The organism is Flavobacterium reichenbachii (assembly GCF_002217435.1).
Classification (GTDB): Bacteria; Bacteroidota; Bacteroidia; order Flavobacteriales; family Flavobacteriaceae; genus Flavobacterium; species Flavobacterium reichenbachii.
Map to the genome: position 1 here is coordinate 201,664 of NZ_MUHF01000016.1, position 24,663 is coordinate 226,326.

At 37.8% G+C, this 24,663-nt stretch carries 6 protein-coding genes; 5 read left to right on the forward strand and 1 reads right to left on the reverse strand.

All coding sequences use genetic code 11. The features are described from left to right. A partial coding sequence (locus tag B0A68_RS24775; RefSeq protein ID WP_165770640.1) for a beta strand repeat-containing protein occupies positions 1-4,844 on the reverse strand: 4,844 nt, incomplete at its 3' end. A gap of 299 nt (positions 4,845-5,143) precedes the next feature. Between B0A68_RS24775 and B0A68_RS13595 the strand changes: the two genes are divergently transcribed. From B0A68_RS13595 to B0A68_RS13615, 5 genes are all read left to right on the forward strand, one after another. Continuing rightward, complete coding sequence (locus tag B0A68_RS13595) at positions 5,144-5,614, forward strand: regulatory protein RecX (RefSeq protein ID WP_035687550.1); 471 nt, start codon at positions 5,144-5,146, stop codon at positions 5,612-5,614. Positions 5,615-6,024: 410 nt separating this feature from the next. Further along, positions 6,025-10,575 carry a T9SS sorting signal type C domain-containing protein gene (locus tag B0A68_RS13600; RefSeq protein WP_051892746.1) on the forward strand — a complete coding sequence of 1,517 codons (4,551 nt, stop codon included), beginning with the start codon at positions 6,025-6,027 and terminating at the stop codon, positions 10,573-10,575. A 156-nt stretch (positions 10,576-10,731) separates the two neighbouring features. Beyond that, positions 10,732-13,836: a DUF7507 domain-containing protein gene (locus tag B0A68_RS13605; protein WP_089069743.1), complete on the forward strand. Its 3,105-nt coding sequence runs from the start codon at positions 10,732-10,734 to the stop codon at positions 13,834-13,836. 157 nt (positions 13,837-13,993) lie between these two features. Continuing rightward, positions 13,994-17,854 (forward strand): T9SS sorting signal type C domain-containing protein, encoded by a 3,861-nt coding sequence (locus tag B0A68_RS13610; protein ID WP_035690387.1) that lies wholly within the window; start codon positions 13,994-13,996, stop codon positions 17,852-17,854. A gap of 542 nt (positions 17,855-18,396) precedes the next feature. Beyond that, entirely contained in the window at positions 18,397-24,558 is a 6,162-nt protein-coding gene (locus tag B0A68_RS13615) for a T9SS sorting signal type C domain-containing protein (RefSeq protein ID WP_089069744.1), read from the forward strand. The last annotated feature ends 105 nt before the right edge of the window (positions 24,559-24,663 follow it).

A 24,663-nucleotide genomic window follows, 5' to 3' on the forward strand; every position in this document is an offset into this window, starting at 1 on the left:
AAATTGTTGAGTGTAAAACCCGGAGTTGCCGTCACGGGCGATGCCCACTGGGTTAAATCATAACGTCTTACAGAAGTTTTTCTTTTATAGGTAATATTTCCCGTATTGACAGAACCGCTTGTGGTGGTCTGAAGCAGACTTGAGCTGTCCTCAAAGATTAAAGAACCCGAAGCGCCTACCGTTACGGCATTGGTCACTTTTAGGGTATTGGTGGAATTTACCGTTAAAGAAGCAGAGTTGTCTATTATAAGGGAATGAACAATATATTCTGTATTGGTTCCTGAGATAACTGCTCCATTAGGCGCACTTGAAATCTGCACGCAGTCTGTCGAAACCGGAACACCAGACGGGGTCCAGTTTGAAGCTGTATTCCAGTTCCCGCTTGAACTTCCGTTCCATACTTTTGCAGCGGCAGCGTTAATAGTCACCGAAGCAGCATTGGATTCGCATCCTGAACTGTTTTTTACTTTAATGTTATTGTATGCTCCCGCCGAAAGACCGGTAAACACACCTGTTGTATTGGTAAAGACTGTACCGTCGATACTGTAAGTGATTCCCGCTGCAGGAGCAGGAGAACTGATTGTTATAGTTCCTGTTAAATCCCCGCACGTTGGCTGTTTGGTTACGCTGGCAGTTGGGGCTACTGGTTTTGGATTTACAGTAATAGTTCCGCTAAGGCTAATAGCAGTACAAGGTGAAGTCTGCCCAGTAGTGGCAACTGAGTAAGTTCCTCCGGCAGTTGGTGTACCGCTGATTGTTACCGTTTTTGCAGTTGCATTTTTTACAACAGTCAATCCAATTGTATTGGTAACAGTAACATCTGTAGCGCTTCCTCCCCACGTGTAAACAGTGCTTGAAATGGCTGTTCCTGCACATACAGATTGATCTGCAGTTCCAGTAGTTAAAGCTAAAGTTGCGATTGGATTTACAGTAATAGTTCCACTAAGGCTGACAGCAGTACAAGGTGAAGTGTGCCCAGTAGTGACAACTGAGTAAGTCCCTCCGCCAGTTGGTGTACCGCTGATGGTTACTGTTTTTGCAGCAACATTTTTAGTTACTGTAAGTCCAATTGTATTGGTAACAGTAACATCTGTAGCACTTCCTCCCCATGTGTAAACAGTGTTTGAAATCGCTGTTCCTGCACATACGGTTTGATTTGCAGTTCCGGTAGTTAAAGTTAAAGTTGAAATTGGGTTTACTGTGATGTTTCCACTAAGGCTGACAGCAGTACAAGGTGAAGTCTGGCCATTAGTAGCAATTGAGTAAGTTCCAGTTGCAGTTGGTGTACCGCTGATGGTTACTGTTTTTGCAGGTCCATTTTTTACAACTGTCAATCCAATTGTATTGGTCACTGTTACATCGGTTGCGCTTCCTCCCCACGTGTAAACAGTGCTTGAAATCGCTGTTCCCGCACATATTGTTTGATCTGCAGTTCCAGTAGTTAAAGCTAACGTTGCAATTGGGTTTACTGTGATATTTCCGCTAAGACTAACAGCAGTACAAGGTGAAGTCTGCCCAGTAGTAGCAATTGAATAAGTTCCAGTTGCAGTTGGTATGCCGCTTATGGTTATTGTTTTTGCAATTAAATCTTTAGTTACTGTCAATCCAATTGTATTGGTCACTGTAACATCTGTTGCGCTTCCTCCCCATGTGTAAACAGTATTTGAGATTGCTGTTCCTGCACATACGGTTTGATTTGCAGTTCCGGTAGTTAAAGTTAAAGTTGCAATTGGGTTTACAGTAATGGCACCAGAAACGTTACTTGTTACAGTACATCCATTAGAGTTGGTTACAATTACATAATAGTATAGTGTACCTGCAGTTGTATTAGCAGGAGTATATGTATTAGTAGTTGCTGCACTTGTGTTAGTAGCTACCAATGTTCCTCCGGTGTTTGAATTTGTAGTATTGCTATACCATTTGTAATCTGATATAGTACCGCTTCCCGCTGTGGCTGCTACTGATAATGCAGTAATAGCTGTGTTTTCACAAACAGTTTGTCCAGCAGTAGAAGGATGACTGCTAATCGTTGGTAATGCCCTAACCGTTACTGCTAATGTTTTAGTTGGAGTACTATTACCACATCCATTTACTGCAACTACAGTAATATTTCCGTTTTGTCCAGTAGTTCCAGTAGTTACTGTAATGCTATTTGTACCAAAACCTCCAGTTATAGACCATCCTGTTGGAAGGACCCAAGTATATGTGACAGCATTTGTTGCTGCTGCAATCGAATAAACTTGACCTGTAGAAGCGTTACATTGTCCTGCTGTTCCGCTAATTGTTGCTGCTGCAGCAAAAACTGGAACACCAGGACTTGTTGTAATAGCTACACTATTGCTGTAATAAATACAAGCGCCTGCGTTTGATGCTGTTGCAGATACAGCTCTTCTGTAATAATAAATAGTATTAGTTGTGGTGGTGGTTTCTGCTGGAGGTGTATAATCTTCTGTAGTGGCTCCTAGTATATCAGAAAATGCTGCATTGTTTGTAGAGCTCTGCCATTGATATTTTATAGTTGGATTTGCCCCTCCATTATATAAATACGCAGAACCATCAAGCAATTGTGTTTGACCACTGCATAAAGTTCTTGAAGCAGGAGTAACCGTATTGGTCGTATTATCAAAAGCAACCATATCGAATGAAACTTCATTAACAGTACCGTTTTCATAATAATCCAATACTAATTCGCTATTCCCTGTCAAATTTACCATTACGTTTCCAAATGTTTGAGTAGAATGATCAGTAAAGGCATCAAATACACTAACACCATCTACAAAAAGTCTAACACCGTCATCTCCTCTAACAGTAACCATATAACATCCGGTTTTTGTCGAACGCATTCTATATCGAACGGCAAAGGTTTCAGTATAAATGTTAGATCTATTAACTCCATTAGATAATGTTGAATAACAAGCGGTATTACCTCCAAAATTTTCAATTCCGAAAGTTTCTGCTTTTGTAACATATCCAACATAACCGCGTAAGCCGCTCGGATTAATTAGCGCGGCATTGGAAGCATTTGTAGCCGGCGGAGCGCCAGTAATATTGTATACGTGACCTATCCATGAATTTGTTCCGGAAACTAATTGATTATCCTCAGTATTGTTAACTCCAATTAAATTTAAAGTAATCGCACCTCCTGTTGTTCCGCTGTTAGAACAAGTTCCTCCTGCAGATAAAAGAATTTTAATTTGTCCTGAAAATGGAGAAACCCAATTTGCAATTGAAGTACCAGATGGTCCACTATTGGTAATAATAGCAGCATTATTTGAACCATCAAAAATGGCTAAATATTCACTTACTGTGGTACCTGCAAAGACATCACCAACAGTAAACGTGTATGTAAAACCTTTAGTCACATTAACTAAAACATGTTGCCCTGAATTAACAGTGGCAGTTGCCATAGAATTGGTATTATCTATACAAAAAAGATAGGTTCCGACCGGAGTGCCTGTTACAGAACTAACTGTAATTGTTACTGTTCCAGTCATTTGTACAGAACTGCTGCATCCTACAGCTAATACATTAAAAGTTGTTGTTGATGCAAGATTTCCTGTTGGCAGATTAATTGTACCGTTGTTACCAGCTACTGGTAAACCAATAGGATTATTAGCTGCATCTCTTAATTGATAACTAACTCCTATTTCTGAATTAGCTACTGTAATATTTGTTCCTGTACCCGGGCAAACTGAAGCAGCAGTAGATCCTGTTGTCCTGTTTGCAGGTGTTGCAGGATATATTGTTTGATTTGGAGTAGTAAAAGTTGAATTTCCAGGTCCAACACCAGCAGGGTTATTTCCAAACCACGCAACCCCTTCATATACGACATCGAAAGTAAGGTTGTTTGTACCACCATCTAACGGTGTTGTATAACCAGTCACTGGAAAGCCTGGTTGTGGAGTATTAATATTATTCGAAGCTGTAATATTAAAAGTATAAGTTCGCGTAGCACCAGAAGCTAAATTTCCAGCATTAACTCTTACATTATAATCGTCCCAGCTGCCTCCTGTTCCGTTATTCCATTTAATACCGATGTTAAAATCTGGAGCTCCTCCTGTACCGTCAACCCATGTTGCAGTTCCAACGTTTTGAATATCAACAGTTACTGTTCTTGTTTCGCCAGCGCACCAAGTTACAGATCCTGTATTTGCAGATATAATTCTGCTTTTATAGGCTCCTGTTGTATAGGTGAACTGAACTCGCCCAGCTCCACCATTACCACCAGATCTATTTGTAAATGAGAAAGATCCTCTTTGACCGCCGCCGCCGCCGCCGCCAATAGATCCGTCACCTCCGTCTCCACTGCTGCCGGCTCCACCTCCGTTCGCTCCAGGTGCTGGTCCAGAACCTCCTCCAGCCCCGGCACTACCTCCAGCGTTGTCTCCAGTATTTCCATTTCTATTAGTATCTCCTCCTGAAGCATTCCCTCCAGCACTTCCTGTTACTGTTCCACTATTGGTGGAGACTTTTCCACCAATACCACCACCAACACTCATTGTAGTACTTGATTGTGTATGTGATAAAGTTGAAGGATTTCCATTACCACCGGTCCCTGTTCCTCCAGTACCACCAGATCCGATTGTATAGCTTATAACTTGTCCAGGAATGACATTTATTAATTTTGTTGAATAACCGCCGCCGCCGCCGCCAGATCCACCTCTTCCGCCATTCTGTGAACCTCCTCCAGCTCCTCCTCCTCCCCAAATTTCTACAGTAATACTTGTAACACCGTTCGGAACAGTCCATGTTCGAGTGCCAACTGCATTATCAGTAAAAGTTTGCCCAAAAGTGAGCGTAGGAAAAATAATTAAAATGATGAGTAAAAGTAATTTTCTAATCATAGTCGCGTGGTATTTGTTATAAATTTGTTCTTGGAGGTCTTAACAAGCAAAAAAAATAGCACTTTATAATATATACGAAGTACTTTTGTTTTTGGTTTTAAAACCTAACTGTCAGATGTTTAAAAAGTTTTGTTTAAGCGCTAATAAACATTCAGACGTATCTCACAAAAATATTATAAATAAGCACATACACAACATTTTATAAAGCTTAATTTTGAGAAATATTAAATATAAGTCTTAAAATTTGAAAGAAAATTACATATATTTAGCAATAAAAGTTAAAAAGAAAGAAAAAACCGATGAATGACAATTTTAATCAAAAACAAGTATTACAAAAATTAGAGCACTTTTGTGCCTATCAGGAACGCTGTCATGCCGAAGTAATTTCTAAATTATATAGTTTAAAAATGGCTCCTGATGAAATAGATAATATTGTTGTTCAGCTTATTGAAGGAAATTTTCTTAACGAAACGCGCTTTGCCTGCAGCTTTGCGAGAGGCAAGCACAGGATTAAATTTTGGGGAAAAATTAGGATTACAAATGAGCTTAAAGCAAGACAGATTTCTAGTACAAATATTACACTTGCATTAAAAGAAATTTCGGCTGAAGAATATATTACAACATTTGACCAGCTTTCTGAAAGATTTTGGGATAGTCTTCAGGAAAAAAATAACTTAAAAAAGAGAAAAAAATTCTGTGACTATTTGCTGCGACGCGGATATGAAAGTAATTTGATTTACGATAAAGTTAAAGTGTTAGAAACGAGTTAGGTTACAATTTTGTTTCAGAAAATCTTCATTTTTACACTTACATAAAAATCTTATTTTTTTAAATAAAAACTGTATTAATTTACTTATTTATTAACCAACAACTATTGGTTATAATTTATTACAATTTTGATGATTTATCACCTTAACTCGCGTTTTTCATTCCAAAATCTCAAAAAAGCACTTTGATAAGTGTTAAATTTTGTGATTTTTCTTATATTTTAACTTTATGATTTATAGGAAATAACACAAATACTGCGTTTTTATAATGCATTTTATCGATTTTTTTAACACTTTGATCGATTATATAGCCATAACCAAAACCCTTATTATTAGCAGCACGTAGATGTATCTATCTTTGCGATGGCAAAAAATCCTATGCCAGCATAACAACTTGATAGAAAACATTTAACATGAAAAAAACTTTACTTTTATTTTTATTGTTGCCTTTTTTTGGGTTTGCTCAAACTGATCTTGTTCAGTGGACAGGTTCAACTGATCTTAAACCGACAGTTTTAAATGATTATATTCTTGCCAGTGATGTAACTGGTGCAGGTCTAACTACTGGACCAACTGCCTCTTACGATGGGATTATTGGTACAGGATGGCCTACAGCCAATACAATAAACACAGGCAAATATTTTCAAATAGTTATAAATCCGATATTAGACGGGACATTTACATTGAATCAAATTCTTTTTACTTACAAAGGAGATTCAAAATCATATCAGGTACAATACTCGAAACAAGCTAATTTTTCAAGTCCAACTACACTTGTTACCGTTAATGGTACTGCTGTGTCTACTAATACTCCGACCTCAGGAAATTTAACAGGCTTAAATATTGCTGTAAATGCTGGTGAAAAACTATACATTCGCTTTTTTGCTTACAACGGAGGAAATTGGAAATTAATGGATACCAATTTATTAAAATTAAGAGGTACAATAACAAAAGTGCCTTCTCCGATGATTGGAAATTATGTTATTGGAAGTGTTGCCACAGCAAGCTTTCCAACGATAACAAATGCAGTAAAAGCAATTAATACTGTAGGTTCATCTGGAGCAGTTAATTTTTTACTTGATAATACTGCTTACAACACAAGTACAAGCGAAACTTTTCCGATAGTAATTAATTCATATACTGGAAACACTACTAACAAACTTACTATCAGACCAAACACTGGAAGAACGGTAACAATTACAGGGACTACTTCAAGTAATAATGCTGAGGCTGTTTTTAAACTAAATGGGGTTGACAATGTTGTTTTTGATGGAAGTAATAATTCAACTACTACAAACAATTTAACAATATTCAACAATAACCAATCTAATAATAATAGAGCCGTTATTTGGATTGCCAGTCAAAACTCTAGTAACGGTGCGCTTAGTAACGAAATTAAAAATTTAACATTACAACAATATGCTAAAGGGAGCTACGATTACTCTGTAGGCGTTTTTGCAGGAGGAACAAGTAGCGTAAGCAGTGAGGCAGAAGCTGCGAACTCAACAACTTTAGTGAAAAATGTTACTTTCACAGGAGCTGGTCAGGCAATATATTTAAATGGAAATAGTACTTTATTGTCATCAGACTGGAAAATTCAGGACAATATTATTGGAGGAACTACAAATGCAAACAAGCCTTATGTTGGTGTTAACTTTAGAAATGCCAAAGATTATGAAATCTCTGGAAACTTAATTTCAGGTCTAATAAAAACTGATTCTCAAACTACAACAGCAAATCATGCTGGAATTAGTATACTTGGAAACAGTAAGGGGGCAATTTTTAGAAATACAATTAAGGATGTATACGACACCACACAAAATACGTATTGTGCCGGAATTTATTTAGATAGTGGAGATAATCTTGTTTATAACAACTTTATAAGCAATATAAGAACGACTGCAGATAACAGCGATTCTAATTTTCAGGCTAAAGGTCACGGTATTTTTTTAAATAGTGGTGCATCAAATAAAATTTATTACAATACAATTGTAATGAATGCAGGAACTTCTGCAGGTAGAGGAGCTTGTTTATTTGTTTCAAATGGTTCATCATTAGAGGTTAGAAATAATATTTTTCATAACATTCAAACTACAGGAAATCAATATACTATTTTTACAAGAGTTGGCAGTTCGGCATTTTCAGTGTTAAGCAACAACAATCACTATGTATCTAACATTGCTTCCTTTTTCTCTGCGAGATTGATAGACGCAACTTATAATACAAGCGTAAGTGACTGGCAGACAGCAACAACAAAAGAGGCAGGTTCAACTTCTGTAGAACCAAAATTTATCTCAACAACAGATTATCACTTGGTTCAAAATACAACAAATTCTGGAATACATGCTAAAGGAACTCCAATAGCAGGCATTACAACTGATATTGATAGTGAAACAAGAAGCACATCTGTACCAGATATGGGGGCCGATGAAATTATTATATGTGAGCAGGGAGATCAAACTACATTTGGAGTAAATTCTTGGATTGGTTATGTGTACAAATGGACAGGAGCTATTCCTAATCCAGCTGTAACAGATGCTCCGGCAAGTGCAACAAATGTATTTATAGGAAATGTAACCGAGGCTGCTCAATTTGACAGAAATGTTGGTGCAGGTGCTGTAAGCGGTGCAACAACTAACATTTGCGGAACTCCACCTGTAGATAAATTCTTCGTTCGCTATAAAATGAAAACTACAACTGCGGCAGGTATTTATAATATAACTATTGGTGGTGATGATGGTACAAGATTGTACATAGACGGAACGCTGGTAGTAGGTAACTGGACGACTCATGGCTACACAGCAAATTCTGTACAATATACATTGACAGCTGGATCTCATGATTTTATATTAGAATATTTTGAAAATGATGGAGACGCACGTACCACTATTTCATACGGATTGATAAAAGGAGATCCTAAACTACCTTACGGAGATAATGTTTGGAATGTGTATGGTTTTACAGAAAGCAATTTGAATATTCCTGACATGACTAATGTTAACGGAGGTGCTAACAGTTATGCTGGTGTTTATGTGGATCCGAATTTTAATGTAAACAGCCAGACATACTGGAACAAAACAAAATCGCCATCATTCGCTTCTATTTGGCAAGGGGCACCAATTCAAATAGATTATTTTACAACTAGTCATAGAAGACAAGGGTTTCCTTGTGGAGCATATCAAATTCAATTAGTAAACTGTGATGACGTTGCTCAAATATATATTGATGGAATTCTAATATTTACTCAAAACGGATATACTACTGCAACTTCAATAATTAATAGTGGCCAGGCATATTTATTAAATAAAAATTCTAAAGTTGAAATTCGTCTTAGAGAAGATGGAGGTGATGCAAATGTGGCTTTTAATTTTATCTCTGTTCCAAATGTGTATGATGGAACTGGCCCGGCACCAACGAGTACGACTGCAATTACAATCTCCAGCAATACAACATTACAATCTGACATTCAGGTTTGTTCATGTACTATTAATCCTGGAGTAACACTTACAGTTCCAACAGATAAAACATTAACCGTAGAGGAAAACATCACAGTTGGAACTGGTGGAAAATTATTAATAGAAAATGGAGGAGCATTAATGCAAACTAATACTAGTTCAAGTGCATATACAGGAAGCACAAGTTCTTTTGAAATGCAGCGAACTACAAAAGTAAGACGTTACGATTTAACTCAATGGTCTTCTCCAGTTACAACAGCATCTGGTTTTACACTGCATAGTTTATCTCCAGAAACCCTAGCAGATAAATACTATAGCTATAATGCAGCTTCATCTGCATGGACTGCTAACTACGGAGGAACTTTGGTAATGACAACGGGTCAGGGATATAGTGTAAGAGCACCTCAATCATTTGACATTACTACACCTTATGTGTTTCAAGCTTCATTTATTGGAATTCCTAACAATGGAAATATCCCTATCGCAACAGAATCAGGAAAATGGAATTTAATTGGTAATCCATATCCGTCTGCAGTAAAGGGAAAAGATTTAATAGATGCAAACAAGCAATTAGGATCTTTATATTTCTGGACACACAATACAGCTCCAACTGGAACCAAAGGGACTTATTCTTCTAGTGATTATGCTGTCTATAATTTATCAGGAGGAACAACTGCAACATCAGGGGGCTCAAAACCTTTAGGGTATATTGCTGCAGGCCAAGCCTTTTTTGTTAAAGTAAGCAATGCTGTTCCAGTACTTTTTACAAATGATGTGCGTATTGGAGCAAATAATACTCAGTTCTACAAAACAGAAAAAACAGAAACTGTTGGTGAAAATCGTTTATGGTTAAACTTTAGCAACGGTGAAGGAGCTTTTAAACAAATATTGCTTGGTTATTTTGATGGTGCTACAAACAGCTTTGATACCAATTATGATGCATCAACTATCAGCGGTAATTCTTATGTTGATTTTTATACAATTAATGACAGTAAAAAGCTGACTATTCAAGGACGTGCTATGCCGTTTGATAATTCAGAAAGCATTCCTGTAGGATACAAAAGTACGGTAGCTGGAGAATTTACAATTAGTATAGACAGTGCCGAAGGTATTTTTAATGATCAGGCTGTTTATCTTGAAGATAAAACAACAGGAAAAATTCAGGATTTAAGAACAGGCAACTATACTTTTAATACAGAAATTGGAACTTTTACTAATCGTTTTGTTTTAAACTATGTCAACAAAACATTAGGAAATGATGATTTCGAAAATGTAGAAAGCGGCCTTTTGGTTTCGGTAAAAAACAAAATAATTAATGTTACGTCATCAACAGAAAACATAAAGGATATAACAATTTATGATATATCTGGAAAAATAATTTATACGAAGAAAAAAATAGGAACAACTGAATTGGAGATATCAAATTTACAATCAAGTAATCAAGTATTATTAGTAAAAGTAAGTCTTGAAAATGATTTCAGTACAACCAAGAAGATCATATTTAAATAAACAATAACCATAAAATAATAAGCAAAATCCGACAACGAAAGTTGTTGGATTTTTGCATGTAAAAACAAATCGTTAATAAAATTAAACAGAATTATTGATTTTAAACCTACAAATATTAGCAGCTATTAAGTAACCAAAACCTAATTTATTTGCCACATGTCCCTAAAAACATACCCCACAAATCATCAATTTTTAAATAAAACAATATTACTTTTTTTACTGATTTCATTCAAAAGTATCGGTCAGACTAAATCCAACAATGTTACCCAAATATACACAGACTGGAAAGGATTCTGGGCGTCTAGCGGCATAACAGGTCTCGGTAACAGGCCAGATACGGCTAATAATCTTTTAGCATTTGCATGGAATGGCAAAACTTATTCGACTGGTGTAGATGATAATGTTTTGACAGCCAATTCAGTTACATTTAATACTCAAAAATTTAGAGCCTTAAAAATACAGACTCTGGGACAAACTACCAGTACGTATTTCTTGCAGGGATCTATGATAGATGGATTACCTACTACAGCAAAATTAACACCGCCTCTTGCCGGATCTGTTTCTACTGGAGCAGAACTCGCTTCAAGGCTAACAGACGGAGTTAACGGTTTGAGTTTAGGAACCGGAATCGCCAATATTAAATCTGGTACTGCAGAATTTAAAATCGGTACCAATAATATTAATGTAAATGGAGTTAATGATGATATTCCAGATTTGATTGTAACTCAGGTTGCAGAGACAGGATCTACTGCCGACACTTTCAAATTTATTGACGCCTCCGGCAATACCGTTGGTACAGAAATATCTGTTGCATTTGGATCTGTTCCTGCAATTGGAACTTATAGTTTAGATTTATTTAGAGCAGATAACGGTGCCGTTGCCTTTACTCCCGCTGAAACTAGAAATATAAGAATGCTGGGAATTGAAATAGGTTCCATGGGAATTACATCTGCCAATGCTTCTTTAGTAGATCGCTTTGTAGTAACTTTTTCAGGAAGCTCAGATTGTGCTTTTATTGCTTTTAATACAAATTCTCTAAAATTAGCAGAATTAAGCTTAGTTAAAAGTGCCGTATTATCATCTTGTGGAAAAGTAGGAACTAACATTAATTATACTTTTGATGTTAAAAACACAGGAGATGTACCTATTACGGATATTAGCATTTCTGATCCATTACCTACCTTGACACTTTCAGGAAATCACATCGCAAGTTTAGCTCCAGGAGCAACTGCAACCATAACCGGAACGTATAAAATTACCGCAGCAGACGTAGCCGCCGGAAGAGTTATAAATTCAGCAAAAGTGACTGGAACTGATCCTTCTTTGAATGTGATCGAAGATATTTCTGGAACTGATTACGGTAATAATATAGCAACTACAACCATTCTACAACCCGCTGCCCCAACTGCCAGCGTAACCAAACAGCCAACGTGCGGGGATTTAACGGGAACCATCACAATCAGTTCTCCTGCTCCTGCAGCGGGAATCACTTACAGTATCGACGGTACAGTTTTTACCAATACTACAGGTGTGTTTACCGGTCTTTCGGCGGGAGCATACAATAACATTAAAGTAAAAAACAGTTCAGGATGCGAATCCAATGCTGCTTCGGTGACTATTAATGCTGCCGCTGCAAAAGTATGGAACGGAAGTTCAAGCGGGAACTGGAATACAGCTTCAAACTGGACCCCGTCTGGTGTTCCGGTTTCGACAGACTGCGTGCAGATCTCAAGTGCGCCTAATGGAGCAGTTATCTCAGGAACCAATACAGAATATATTGTTCATTCCCTTATAGTAGACAATGGAGCTTCTTTAAAGGTAAATTCCACCAATACCCTAAAAGTGACCAATGCCGTAACGGTAGGCGCTTCGGGTTCTTTAATCTTTGAGGACAGCTCAAGTCTTCTTCAGACCACTACAAGCGGTTCTGTCAATACGGGAAATATTACCTATAAAAGAAAAACTTCTGTAAGACGTTATGATTTAACCCAGTGGGCATCGCCCGTGACGGCAACTCCCGGTTTTACACTCAACAATTTATCACCGCTTACTTTAGCCGATAAATATTACAGCTATGATGCTTCTGCTGCTGTTCCATGGGTGGTAAATTACGGAGGAACACTTCCAATGGCAAAAGGACAGGGATACAGCGTAAGAGCTCCACAGACCTTTGACATTGTTATTCCATACGTTTTTGAAGCAGAATTTAAAGGTGTTCCCAACAACGGAAACATTTCCGTTACGCCTCAGGCCAATAAATGGACGCTGATCGGAAATCCATATCCTTCTGCTGTGAATGCATCCAAATTAATAGGTGATAATTTAAGCCTGGGATCCTTGTATTTCTGGACCCACAATACCTCTCCAACCGGCACCGGGGGAACTTATTCATCGAGTGATTATGCGGTTTATAATTTATCGGGAGGAACTATTGCGGCGCCTTCAGGCGGTGCAAGACCTTCAGGATATATTGGAGCAGGACAGTCCTTTTTTGCCAAACCAAACAGCGCTGCGGCTGTAGTTTTTACTAACGAACAGCGTATCGACGCCAATAATACACAGTTTTACAAAACAGATAACGCCGATAAGAATCGTATCTGGCTGAATTTTACCAATACCGAAGGCGCTTTCAAACAGCTTCTTCTCGGATATTTTGAAGGAGCAACAAACAGCTGGGACACCAATTACGACGCGGCCACAATCAGCGGTAATTCGTATGTTGACTTTTACACCATCAGCGAAAGCAAAAAACTGACCATTCAAGGACGTGCAATGCCTTTTGATGAGAAAGAGGTAATTCCGTTAGGATATAAAACAACCGCTGCCGGAGATTTTACCATCGCCATAGACACTGCAGAGGGATTGTTCGGCGCTCAGGCTGTTTATCTTGAAGATAAAACAACCGGAAAAATTCAGGACCTGACTGCGGGTAATTACACTTTTACCACCGAAGTTGGAACCTTTACCAGCCGTTTTGTTTTAAGCTATGTTAATAAAACACTAGGAAACGATGACTTTGAGAACCTGAAAGACGGTCTTTTGGTTTCGGTAAAAGACAAAACAGTTAAGATCACTTCTTCTAAGGAAAACATAAAAGAAGTAACGGTTTATGATATCTCAGGAAAATTGATCCACAGCAGTAAAAAAGTCGGAACTCCGGAACTGCAGATCTCAAACCTGCAGGCTGGAAATCAGGTGCTGATCGTGAAAATCAATCTTGAAAATGATTTTACAGCTTCCAGAAAAATTATTTTCCATTAAGCAGGAAAAAAATATCTTTAAAAACCCATTTATCAACTGCGATAAATGGGTTTTTTTATTTTAAAATATCACCTAATCTAGTTATTGCACACTTTAATTAATATCTATAATTTTGAGTTTATTCTTACAAATAATTAACAACTTAATATTTTAGATTTTGATTAAAAATTTACTATGCTCCTTAATTTTAATTATTCTCCCTTTTAAAATTGAAATTTTTGCACAACAAGGAAAAGTCGATAAGACCTTCAATACTTTAGATGATGGTCTGAGTGGAGATGGATTTAATAATACTGTTCGAACTGTACTCTTACAGTCAGATGATAATTTGATCGTTGGAGGCGACTACTTAAGCCTTAACGGAATTGCATGTCCTTATTTTGCAAGATTAAAACCTGATGGATCACTTGATGAAAATTTCAGAAAAGGAATAGGTTTTAATAATAAAGTCTATGCCTCTGCTGTGCAGCCTGATGGAAAAATTATTGCGGCAGGCAGTTTTACTTCCTACAATAATATAAATGCAGGACGGCTTATCAGACTGAATAATGATGGATCTTATGATGACTCTTTTAATACTTCAATAGGTGCTGCAACTGGTATTATTTATGATATTTCATTGCAGCCAGATGGGAAAATGATAATTGTAGGCAGTTTTACAAAATTCAATAATTCTACAGTCAATAGGATTGCACGAATTTTTCCCGATGGATCTTTAGATACTTCTTTTGCAAGTCAGACCGGTATTGGTTCTTCATTAAATATAACAAACGCAAAAGTATTATCTGATGGAAAAATTCTAATTGCCGGCAATTTTACAACTTTCAATGGAACTTCTAGTTATAGAATTGCCCGTTTAAAAACGAATGGAACAATTGATTCTAGTTTTAATATTGGAACTGGTTTTAATGATGATGTAAATGATATTGAAATACAGCCAGACGGCAAAATTATAATTGGAGGGAATTTTACAACTTTTAATGGAGATGCTGTCAATAGAATTGTCAGGCTTAACGAAGATGGCACTCGAGATTATGACTTTTTATCGGGAACTGGTTTAAATTCTGGCGCTGTTGAAGTCATAAAAATAGATGATCTAGGAAACATTATGATTGGGGGTTCTTTTACAGGAAACTACAATGGCGTAAATGTAAATCGAGTTTTTCTCTTAAATGCAGATGGAACCATTAAAACTGATTTTGATTTAGGATCCGGACCTGGATCTGCTTCTGTACTGGCGCTGGCTGTTGATAGTGAAAGATCATGGTTTATTGGAGGTTCATTTTCTGTTTTTGATGGATTAAATCAAGGAAGATTGGCAAAAGTTAATTCAGATGGTGAACATGATGCTTCTTATTTAGCTGCTGGAATTGGGTTTAATAATTCTGTTTTAAATATCCTGCCCTTAGAAGATAAAAAAATAATAGTGGTAGGAAATTTTAATAAGTTTAATGGAGCTTCTGTTTCTAAAATTGCCAGACTTCAGGAAGACGGTTCGATTGACGATACATTTAATGCGGGAAAATCTGGAGCAAGTGGATTAATAAAAGCTGCTGTATTACAAGCAGATGGAAAAATGATTCTCGGAGGAAATTTTACAAATTATAATGGCACGGCCTCTAATCGCATTATTAGGATTTCTGCCGATGGCTTACAGGATAATACTTTTAATATTGGTTCCGGATTTAATGGTCAGGTTTATACACTTACAGCACAAACAGACGGGAAAATAATTGCGACAGGAAGTTTTACGTCGTATAGTGGTGTTGCTGCGGGAAAGATTGTGCGATTGATGCCAGACGGTTCCAGAGATCTCAGTTTTAATGTTGGAAGCGGTTTTAATGATATTGTTGAAGCTGTTGTAATTCAGCCCGATGCAAAAATTTTGGCCGCAGGGCGATTTACAAGTTTTAATGGGAATTCATACTCTCGTTTAATTCGATTAAACTCAGACGGAAGCGTCGATTCCAGTTTTAATACAGGGTTGGGTTTTGAGAAAAACGTATACAGTCTGGCATTACAATCAGATCAAAAAATAATTTTAGGAGGCGCTTTTTTAACTTACAACGGAGTTTCGCAAAAACGAATAGTGCGTTTAAATCCTAACGGAAGTTTAGATATTAGTTTTGATTCGGGAATAGGTTTTAGTAATGGAGATGTGCGCAGTATTTTGGTACAGTCAGATGATAAAATTTTAGTTGGCGGTACTTTTTCAGGAACCTATAAAAACACTCCTTCCTTACGTTTAATAAGATTATTAAAAACAGGAAGTTATGATTCTTCTTTTGAAGCACAGCTGAATAACAAACTTTTTGTAATGGCTGTTACATCTGATTTTAAATTAGTAATTGGAGGTAATTTTAATTCTATTTCGGGAATTTCTAAACATAGAATTGCTCGAATTAGATTATGCTTTGATTCTACAACTTGGAATGGCCTTTCCTGGTCAAAGGGATTTCCGTCCGGAGGTAAAGAAATTGCTTTCAAAGGTGATTATCCAAATCTTACCGCCGCAGATGTATGCAGCTGCACAATAGATGAAGGTAAAGTAGTAACACTTTTAAGCGATAATACATTGGGATTGGAGTTTTCTTATTCCGGATTGGGAACTTTAGTTTTAGAAAATTCAGCAAGTTTATATCAATCTGATGATGATATGATAAATACCGGGATAGTTCATCTCAAAAGAAATACAACACCAGTCTCAAGATACGATCTAACGAGCTGGGCATCGCCAGTTGAAAATCAGAGTCTTGTAGATTTTTCACCATATACACTTTCAGACAAATATTTCTCTTATGATGATACAAACAAAAAATGGATTGTAGAGCAACCTTCAAACTTAATGAGTTTAGGCAGAGGTTATTCAATTAGAGCACCTCAGTATTTCTCAATAACCGAGCGAGAAGTTTTTGAAGCCGCTTTTAAAGGTGTACCTAATAATGGTAGAGTCATGATAAATTTTAATGCTTCTGACAGTTATAGTTTAATTGGGAATCCTTATCCGTCAGCTGTTGATGCAAATGCTTTTTTGAAAAAAAATACCTCAAAAACCAAAGGAGCACTTTATTTCTGGACTCATAACACACCAGTAGCCAATTTTAAATATTCAAATGATGATTATGCTGTTTATAATAGAGTTGGAGGTGTGGGAGTTAGTGCTTTAAGTACAGGAGTAAATGAGAGAATTCCAAACGGTACAATTGCTTCAGGACAGGCTTTTTTTATAGAAAGTACAGATGCGGGAACTGTAGAGTTTAATAACAGCATGCGCATTCATGGAAGAAATACGGAATTTTATAAATCAAGTAATAAGAAGCAAACACTTGAAACTGATCAGGAAAGACATCGTATTTGGTTGGACTTAAAAACAAAAGATGGTTTTTTTAAACAGATTTTATTAGGATACATCGATGGAGCAACAAATTCATATGACTTGGAGTATGATGCGAGGTCAATAAACGGAAATCAAGCTGGCGATTTTTATAGTGTAGTTGAAAATAAAAAATTAACGATTCAAGGGCGAGCTCTGCCTTTTGATAATACAGATTCTATTGTGCTTGGTTTTAAAACTGCTATTGAGGGAACTTTTAACATTTCTATAGATCAGCAGGATGAATTTTTTGATGGTCAAAATATTTACTTAGAAGACAAAGATTTAAATACCGTTTATAATTTAAAGGAATGTCCTTATGAATTCTTTTCTGAAATAGGAACTTTTAATAAACGTTTTGTATTGAAGTTTATCGATGAGGCACTGGGAATACAAAATTATGACAGTATAAAAACTAATCTTTTAATTTCTGTAAAAAACAGAATCATCAATATAGATTCTAAAAATAATACTATTGATGATGTTGTAATTTTCGATATTTTGGGTAAGCAGATTTATAAAAAGAAATCGATATCAAATACTAATTTTTCGATTCAAAATTTAGGTATTCAGAATCAGGTTTTGATACTAAAAGTAGTTTTAGAAAGTGGTTTTGTTCAAAGTAAGAAAATTATTTACTACTAAAAAATATTCCTGCCAGTTTTTGAATTCATTTATAAATTATGACAAAAATTGATTTTTTTTAGATTTACACCTAACATAATGATATATAAGTACTTGTAATTAATTCGAAATTGAGAATAATTCAATTAACAGATTTATCTTATATGTGAACGTTTTGATTATAAAGGTGTTAAAATGTAGCTTTTTACGTTAAAGTTTTATTTCGATGTAAATAAAATCGTACCTTGTTGTAGTAATTTTTCGTCAAAGTGCACAAACTGGCGACAAAAAACACTCTAAAAGCCATTTTTTTAAGATGTTTCTAGAACTGCATCTATCTAAAATAAATTGATCATTTCATTTATTTGTTTATACGCCTAAAGACTTATTGTAATATTTAAATGCCTAATTAAATAAGCAAAAAAGTACTTTATGTATTTTCTGAATTTCTCTTGAAATTCGGACCGATTTGCCGTATTCCTTATTTAATACACGGTATTTAAATAATTATAAGACTTTGACTCTAATTCCGGTCTCACTTTCAATTATTTAAAACGCCAAACATGAAAATAAAATTACTCTCCCTGCCTAATTTTTTGCAATTTATACTGCACAACATATTTTTCTTAAAAAATAGTTCAAACCTTCTTGAATTTAAGAAACTTCAATTTTTTTTAATATTATTTTTTATCTATACTTCTTCATTGATTGCGCAAGCGCCGCATACTTTCACAGCTAGTGGTACCTTTATAGCTCCGGCCGGTGTTCCCGCCAACGTAAGCGTTCAGGCTTGGGGAGCAGGTGGAGCAGGAGGAGGGGCTATTGCTCATACTGGCCCACTTAGTAGTGTAATTGCAACTGGCGGCGGCGGCGGCGGCGGCGGAGCTTATGCTATAAATAATATTACATTTGTGGGAGGATCAACTTATAATATTACGGTTGGACCGCAGAATTTAGGTACTACTGGTAATGGTGGTAATGGAGGAAATTCTACTATTGTGGAATTTAATACCACAATTTTAGCAGCAGGTGGTAAAGGAGGTGTTGCAAATGGTGGAACTTTTGGATTAGGGGGGGCAAATACAGATTCATTTGGTACCACAAGAACTTCCGGATCAAATGGAGCGGCAGGAGGCGAGGGATTGGCAACTATTGCAGTTGGTTCAGGAGGAGGAGGAAATGGGGCCAATCCTAATGTCGCCAATCCTGGGACTGGTGGAGGTGGTATCGTGGGTATCGTTGGAGCGAATATAGATGGAAATCCTGGATTAGTGAGAGGAGGTGCAGGAGGAGGTGCTGTAGCGAGTAGTCTTACTGTTGCACGTACTGGTGGAGCAGGAGCTCGTGGTGAGGTTATATTAACTTACACTTGCCCCACTTATAGTATTTCAACTCTTACTCCAGGAGCAGTTTGTACAGGATCTTCGTTGGTTGCAGTATCAACAACCCCTGCAGCTTCTTTGCCTGCCGGAACTTACACAGTATCCTATACTCGAAGTAATCCAGCAGGAAGTGATACAGCTACAATGACAGTATCTCCAGCGGGGACAGGAAGTTTTACTGCAACTGGATTTACAAATGTTGGAACGAGTACTATAACAGTAACTAATATAGCCTCAGGAAGTGTAACTATAGGAGCTTCACCAGCAATAGCCGCTTGTTCAAATGCGGTAAATGTCAGTGCAACTGTAACGATAAACCCTCTTCCACAGGGAAGTTTAACTGCCGTTAGTCCGCTTTGCGGTTCATTAAATCCGGGTCAGTTGACATTTACAGCTTCAGCGGGAACAGGTCCATATACAGTTGTTTATAAAGAAAACGGCGGAGCAGACCGCACCGCAACAGGAGTTGTAAGCGGTACAGCTTTTGCACCATTTACGACTCCGGTTACGGCATCGACAACTTACACCTTAGTTTCAGTGACGGATATCAATTGTATTAGAAACACAGGTTTTACTGGAGGTACAGCAACAATAACGGTAAATCCTCTTCCGCAGGGAAGTCTAACAGCAAATGGTCCATTTTGTGTGACAGGAGCCGGTCAATTAACTTTTACCGCGTCAATCGGAACTGGTCCTTATACAGTCGTTTATAAAGAAAATGGAGGAGCAGACCGTACAGCGACGGGAGTTGTGAGTGGTACAGCTTTTAATGTGTTCACCACTCCGGTTACAACTTCAACAACCTATACTTTAGTTTCAGTTACCGATGTTAATTGTATTAGAAATACTGGTTTTACAAGTGGTACAGCAACCATAACAGTAAATCCTCTGCCACAGGGAAGTTTGAATGCGGTTAGTCCGCTTTGCGGATCAGGTGCAGGTCAGCTGACTTTTACCGCTTCGACAGGAACAGGTCCTTATACAGTTGTTTACAAAGAAAACGGTGGAGCAGACCGCACGGCTACAGGAGTTGTAAGCGGTACAGCTTTTACACCATTTACCACTCCGGTTACGGCTTCTACAACTTACACTTTGGTTTCGGTTACTGGATCAAACAGCTGTATCCGCAATGCTAGTTTTACAGGAGGTTCGGCAACAATAACAGTAAATCCTCTTCCGCAGGGAAGTTTGACTGCAGTTAGTCCGCTTTGCGGATCCGGTGCAGGTCAGCTGACATTTACTGCTTCAATAGGAACAGGTCCTTATACGGTTGTTTATAAAGAAAACGGCGGAGCAGACCGCACAGCGACGGGAGTTGTAAGCGGAACCGCTTTCACTCCATTTACCACTCCGGTTACGGCGTCGACAACTTATACCTTAGTTTCGGTTACAGATGCCAATTGTATTAGAAATACTGGTTTTACAGGAGGCACAGCGACGATTACGGTAAATCCTCTTCCGCAGGGAAGTTTAACTGCGGTTAGTCCGCTTTGCGGATCAGGTGCAGGTCAGCTGACTTTTACCGCTTCGACAGGAACAGGTCCTTATACAGTTGTTTACAAAGAAAACGGTGGAGCAGACCGCACGGCTACAGGAGTTGTAAGCGGTACAGCTTTTACTCCATTTACCACTCCGGTTACGGCTTCTACAACTTACACTTTGGTTTCGGTTACTGGATCAAACAGCTGTATACGCAATGCTAGTTTTACAGGAGGTTCGGCAACCATAACAGTAAATCCTCTTCCGCAGGGAAGTTTAACTGCCGTTAGTCCGCTTTGCGGATCAGGTGCAGGGCAGCTGACTTTTACCGCTTCGACAGGAACAGGTCCTTATACAGTTGTTTACAAAGAAAACGGTGGAGCAGACCGTACAGCAACAGGAGTTGTGAGCGGAACTGCTTTTGCACCATTTACTTCTCCTGTTACAGCTTCTACAACATATACTCTAGTTTCGGTTACAGATGCTAATTGTATTAGAAATACTGGTTATACTGGCGGTACAGCGACAATAACGGTAAATCCTCTTCCGCAGGGAAGTTTAAGTGCCGTTAGTCCGCTTTGCGGATCGGGTCCAGGTCAGTTGACATTTACTGCTTCAATAGGAACAGGTCCTTATACAGTTGTTTATAAAGAAAATGGAGGCGCAGACCGCACAGCAACAGGAGTTGTGAGCGGAACTGCTTTTGCACCATTTACCACTCCGGTTACGGCTTCTACAACTTACACTTTAGTTTCGGTTACAGATGCCAATTGTATTAGAAACACAGGTTTTACAGGAGGCACAGCAACGATTACGGTAAATCCTCTTCCGCAGGGAAGTTTAACTGCGGTTAGTCCGCTTTGTGGATCCGGTACAGGTCAGTTGACATTTACTGCTTCAATAGGAACAGGTCCTTATACAGTTGTTTACAAAGAAAACGGTGGAGCAGATCGCACGGCGACAGGAGTTGTGAGCGGAACTGCTTTTGCACCATTTACCACTCCGGTTACGGCTTCTACGACTTATACCTTAGTTTCGGTTACAGATGCCAATTGTGTTAGAAATACTGGTTTTACAGGAGGCACAGCGACGATTACGGTAAATCCTCTTCCGCAGGGAAGTTTAAGTGCCGTTAGTCCGCTTTGCGGATCGGGTGCAGGTCAGTTGACTTTTACCGCTTCAATAGGAACAGGTCCTTATACAGTTGTGTATAAGGAAAATGGAGGCGCAGATCGCACAGCAACGGGAGTTGTGAGCGGAACTGCTTTTGCACCATTTACTTCTCCTGTTACAGCTTTTACAACCTATACTCTAGTTTCGGTTACAGATGCCAATTGTATTAGAAATAGTGGTTTTACTGGCGGTACAGCGACAATAACGGTAAATCCTCTTCCGCAGGGAAGTTTAAGTGCCGTTAGTCCGCTTTGCGGATCGGGTGCAGGTCAGCTGACTTTTACTGCTTCAATAGGAACAGGTCCTTATACAGTTGTTTATAAAGAAAATGGAGGAGCAGACCGCACGGCAACAGGAGTTGTAAGCGGTACAGCTTTTGCTCCATTTACGACTCCGGTTACGGCTTCTACGACCTATACTTTAGTTTCGGTTGCAGATGCCAATTGTATTAGAAATACTGGTTTTACAGGAGGCACAGCGACAATAACAGTAAACCCTTTGCCAAGTGTGACACTGAGTGCAGTTACTCCGGTTTGTACAAGTGCAGGAGCTCAAAACGCAACGTTGAATTATACAAATGCAACCGCAGCTCCGACCACTTACAGCATAACTTGGAATGCTTCACCATCCAATAGTTTTGCACCAGTTACCGATGCAGCATTAGGAGCTTCCATTACCATTCCAGTTCCTGGAGGAACATTACCTCAAACTTATACAGGAGCCCTTACGGTAAAAAATTTAAATGGGTGTGTATCAAGTCCGACTAATTTTACTGTGACAGTGAATCCTTTGCCATCAACACCAGTACCGGGAGCAGTTGTAGAACCTACTTGTGTTACTTCAACAGGAAGCGTGGCCTTGAGCGGTTTGATAGGGTCAGGTACTTGGACAATTACACAAACTGGAACAGCTTCCAATACTTACACTGGTACAGGAACTAGTTATACTGTATCTAATCTAACACCGGGAACCTATTATTTTTCAATACAACAAGGAACAGATTGTTCTTCTTTACTAACTACAGGTGTTGTAATTAACAGTGTGTCTATAAATACATGGAACGGAACAGCATGGTCAAAAGGAACGCCGCCTGTGAGTACAGATGCAATTGTTTTTTCTGGAAATTATACAACCTCAGGAGATTTAAGCGGTTGCTCGTTAACCGTTAATTCTGGAGTTACAGTTACTGTAAACTCTACACACACTTTAACAATTACAAACTCAGTCAGTAATGGCGGCGGAACACTAATCTTTGAAAATAGTTCCAGTCTATATCAGACCTCTAACGCAGTAAATACAGGAAATATCATTTACAAAAGAATTGCGATGGCAGTAAGACGTTATGATCTTACACAATGGTCTTCTCCGGTTACCCGAACTCCGATTTATACATTGCATGATTTATCCCCTAATACATTGGCAGATAAATATTATAAGTATAATAGTTCTGCCGGTGCCTGGGTAGTGAATTTTAATGGTACAGATGAAATGCTTAAAGGAATAGGGTATAGTGTTAGAGGTCCTCAATATAGTGATATAGATATTCCGGCACCTTATTATGCAGAATTTGAGGGAGTTCCTAATAACGGGCCAGTTCCTGTTGCTTTAGGTGGTGCAGATAAATGGAATTTATTAGGAAATCCTTACCCATCAGCGGTGTATGCAGATCAATTTATAGTAGACAATCAAACCAATTTATATGGAGCTTTATATTTCTGGACGCATAACTCTAAACCAGTGGGTAATGGTGGGGGAGGATCTTCATATGTCAATGACGATTATGCAATATATAATTTAGCAGGATCAACAACTATAGGAGGGCTTACCGGAACAGGAGCTGGAACGCCAGGAAATCAAGATCCTCCATTAGGTTATATTGGTGCAGGCCAGGCCTTCTTTGTTAAATCAAAAACAGGTTCAAATGCAAGTTTTACAAATTCTATGCGTGTTCCGGGAAATAACAGTCAATTTTATAAAACGGAAAATTCTAGTAATAAAGCAGAAATTGAGAAACATAGAATATGGCTTAATTTATCTAATACAGAAGGCGCCTTTAAGCAATTATTGATAGCATATATCAGCGGAGCGACGAACAGCTGGGATAATAACTACGATGCTGTAACTCTAGACGGTAACAAGTATTTGGATTTTTATAGTATTGATGCAAAAAGAAAATTGGTTATTCAAGGCCGTGCAGTTCCATTTGATGAATCAGATACCGTTCCGTTGGGTTACAGAAGCTCAATCGCTGGTAAATTTACGATTTCAATAGATGAAGTTGACGGAAACTTGACTGTACAGCCTATTTATCTGGAAGATAAAATTACTGGTGTTCTGCATGATTTAAAAGCCAGCGATTATACTTTTACGACGGCAATAGGAACTTTTGCAGATCGTTTTGTGTTGAAGTATTTCAATGCAGCATTGGGTACTGATGAATTTGAAGATAATAAAAATAAGGTTCTGGTTTCAGTTAAGAATAAAATCATAAAACTGACATCAGGTTCAAATACTGAAAATCTTAACCAAGTTGTTATTTTTGATGTTTCAGGAAAAGTGATTTATGAAAAAAAGAAAATCGGAACAACAGAATTAGAAATAATAAATCTTAAATCTGGAAATGAGGTTTTAATTGTAAAAACAACTTTAGAAAATGGCTTTACAACATCAAGTAAAATTGTTTTCTATTAATAAAATAAAATTAAAAAGCAGTTATGAATATATTCATAACTGCTTTTTAATTTTAAATACATTTTAAGCCGATTTTTTTAAATACTGATTGGTATTCTCAATAGC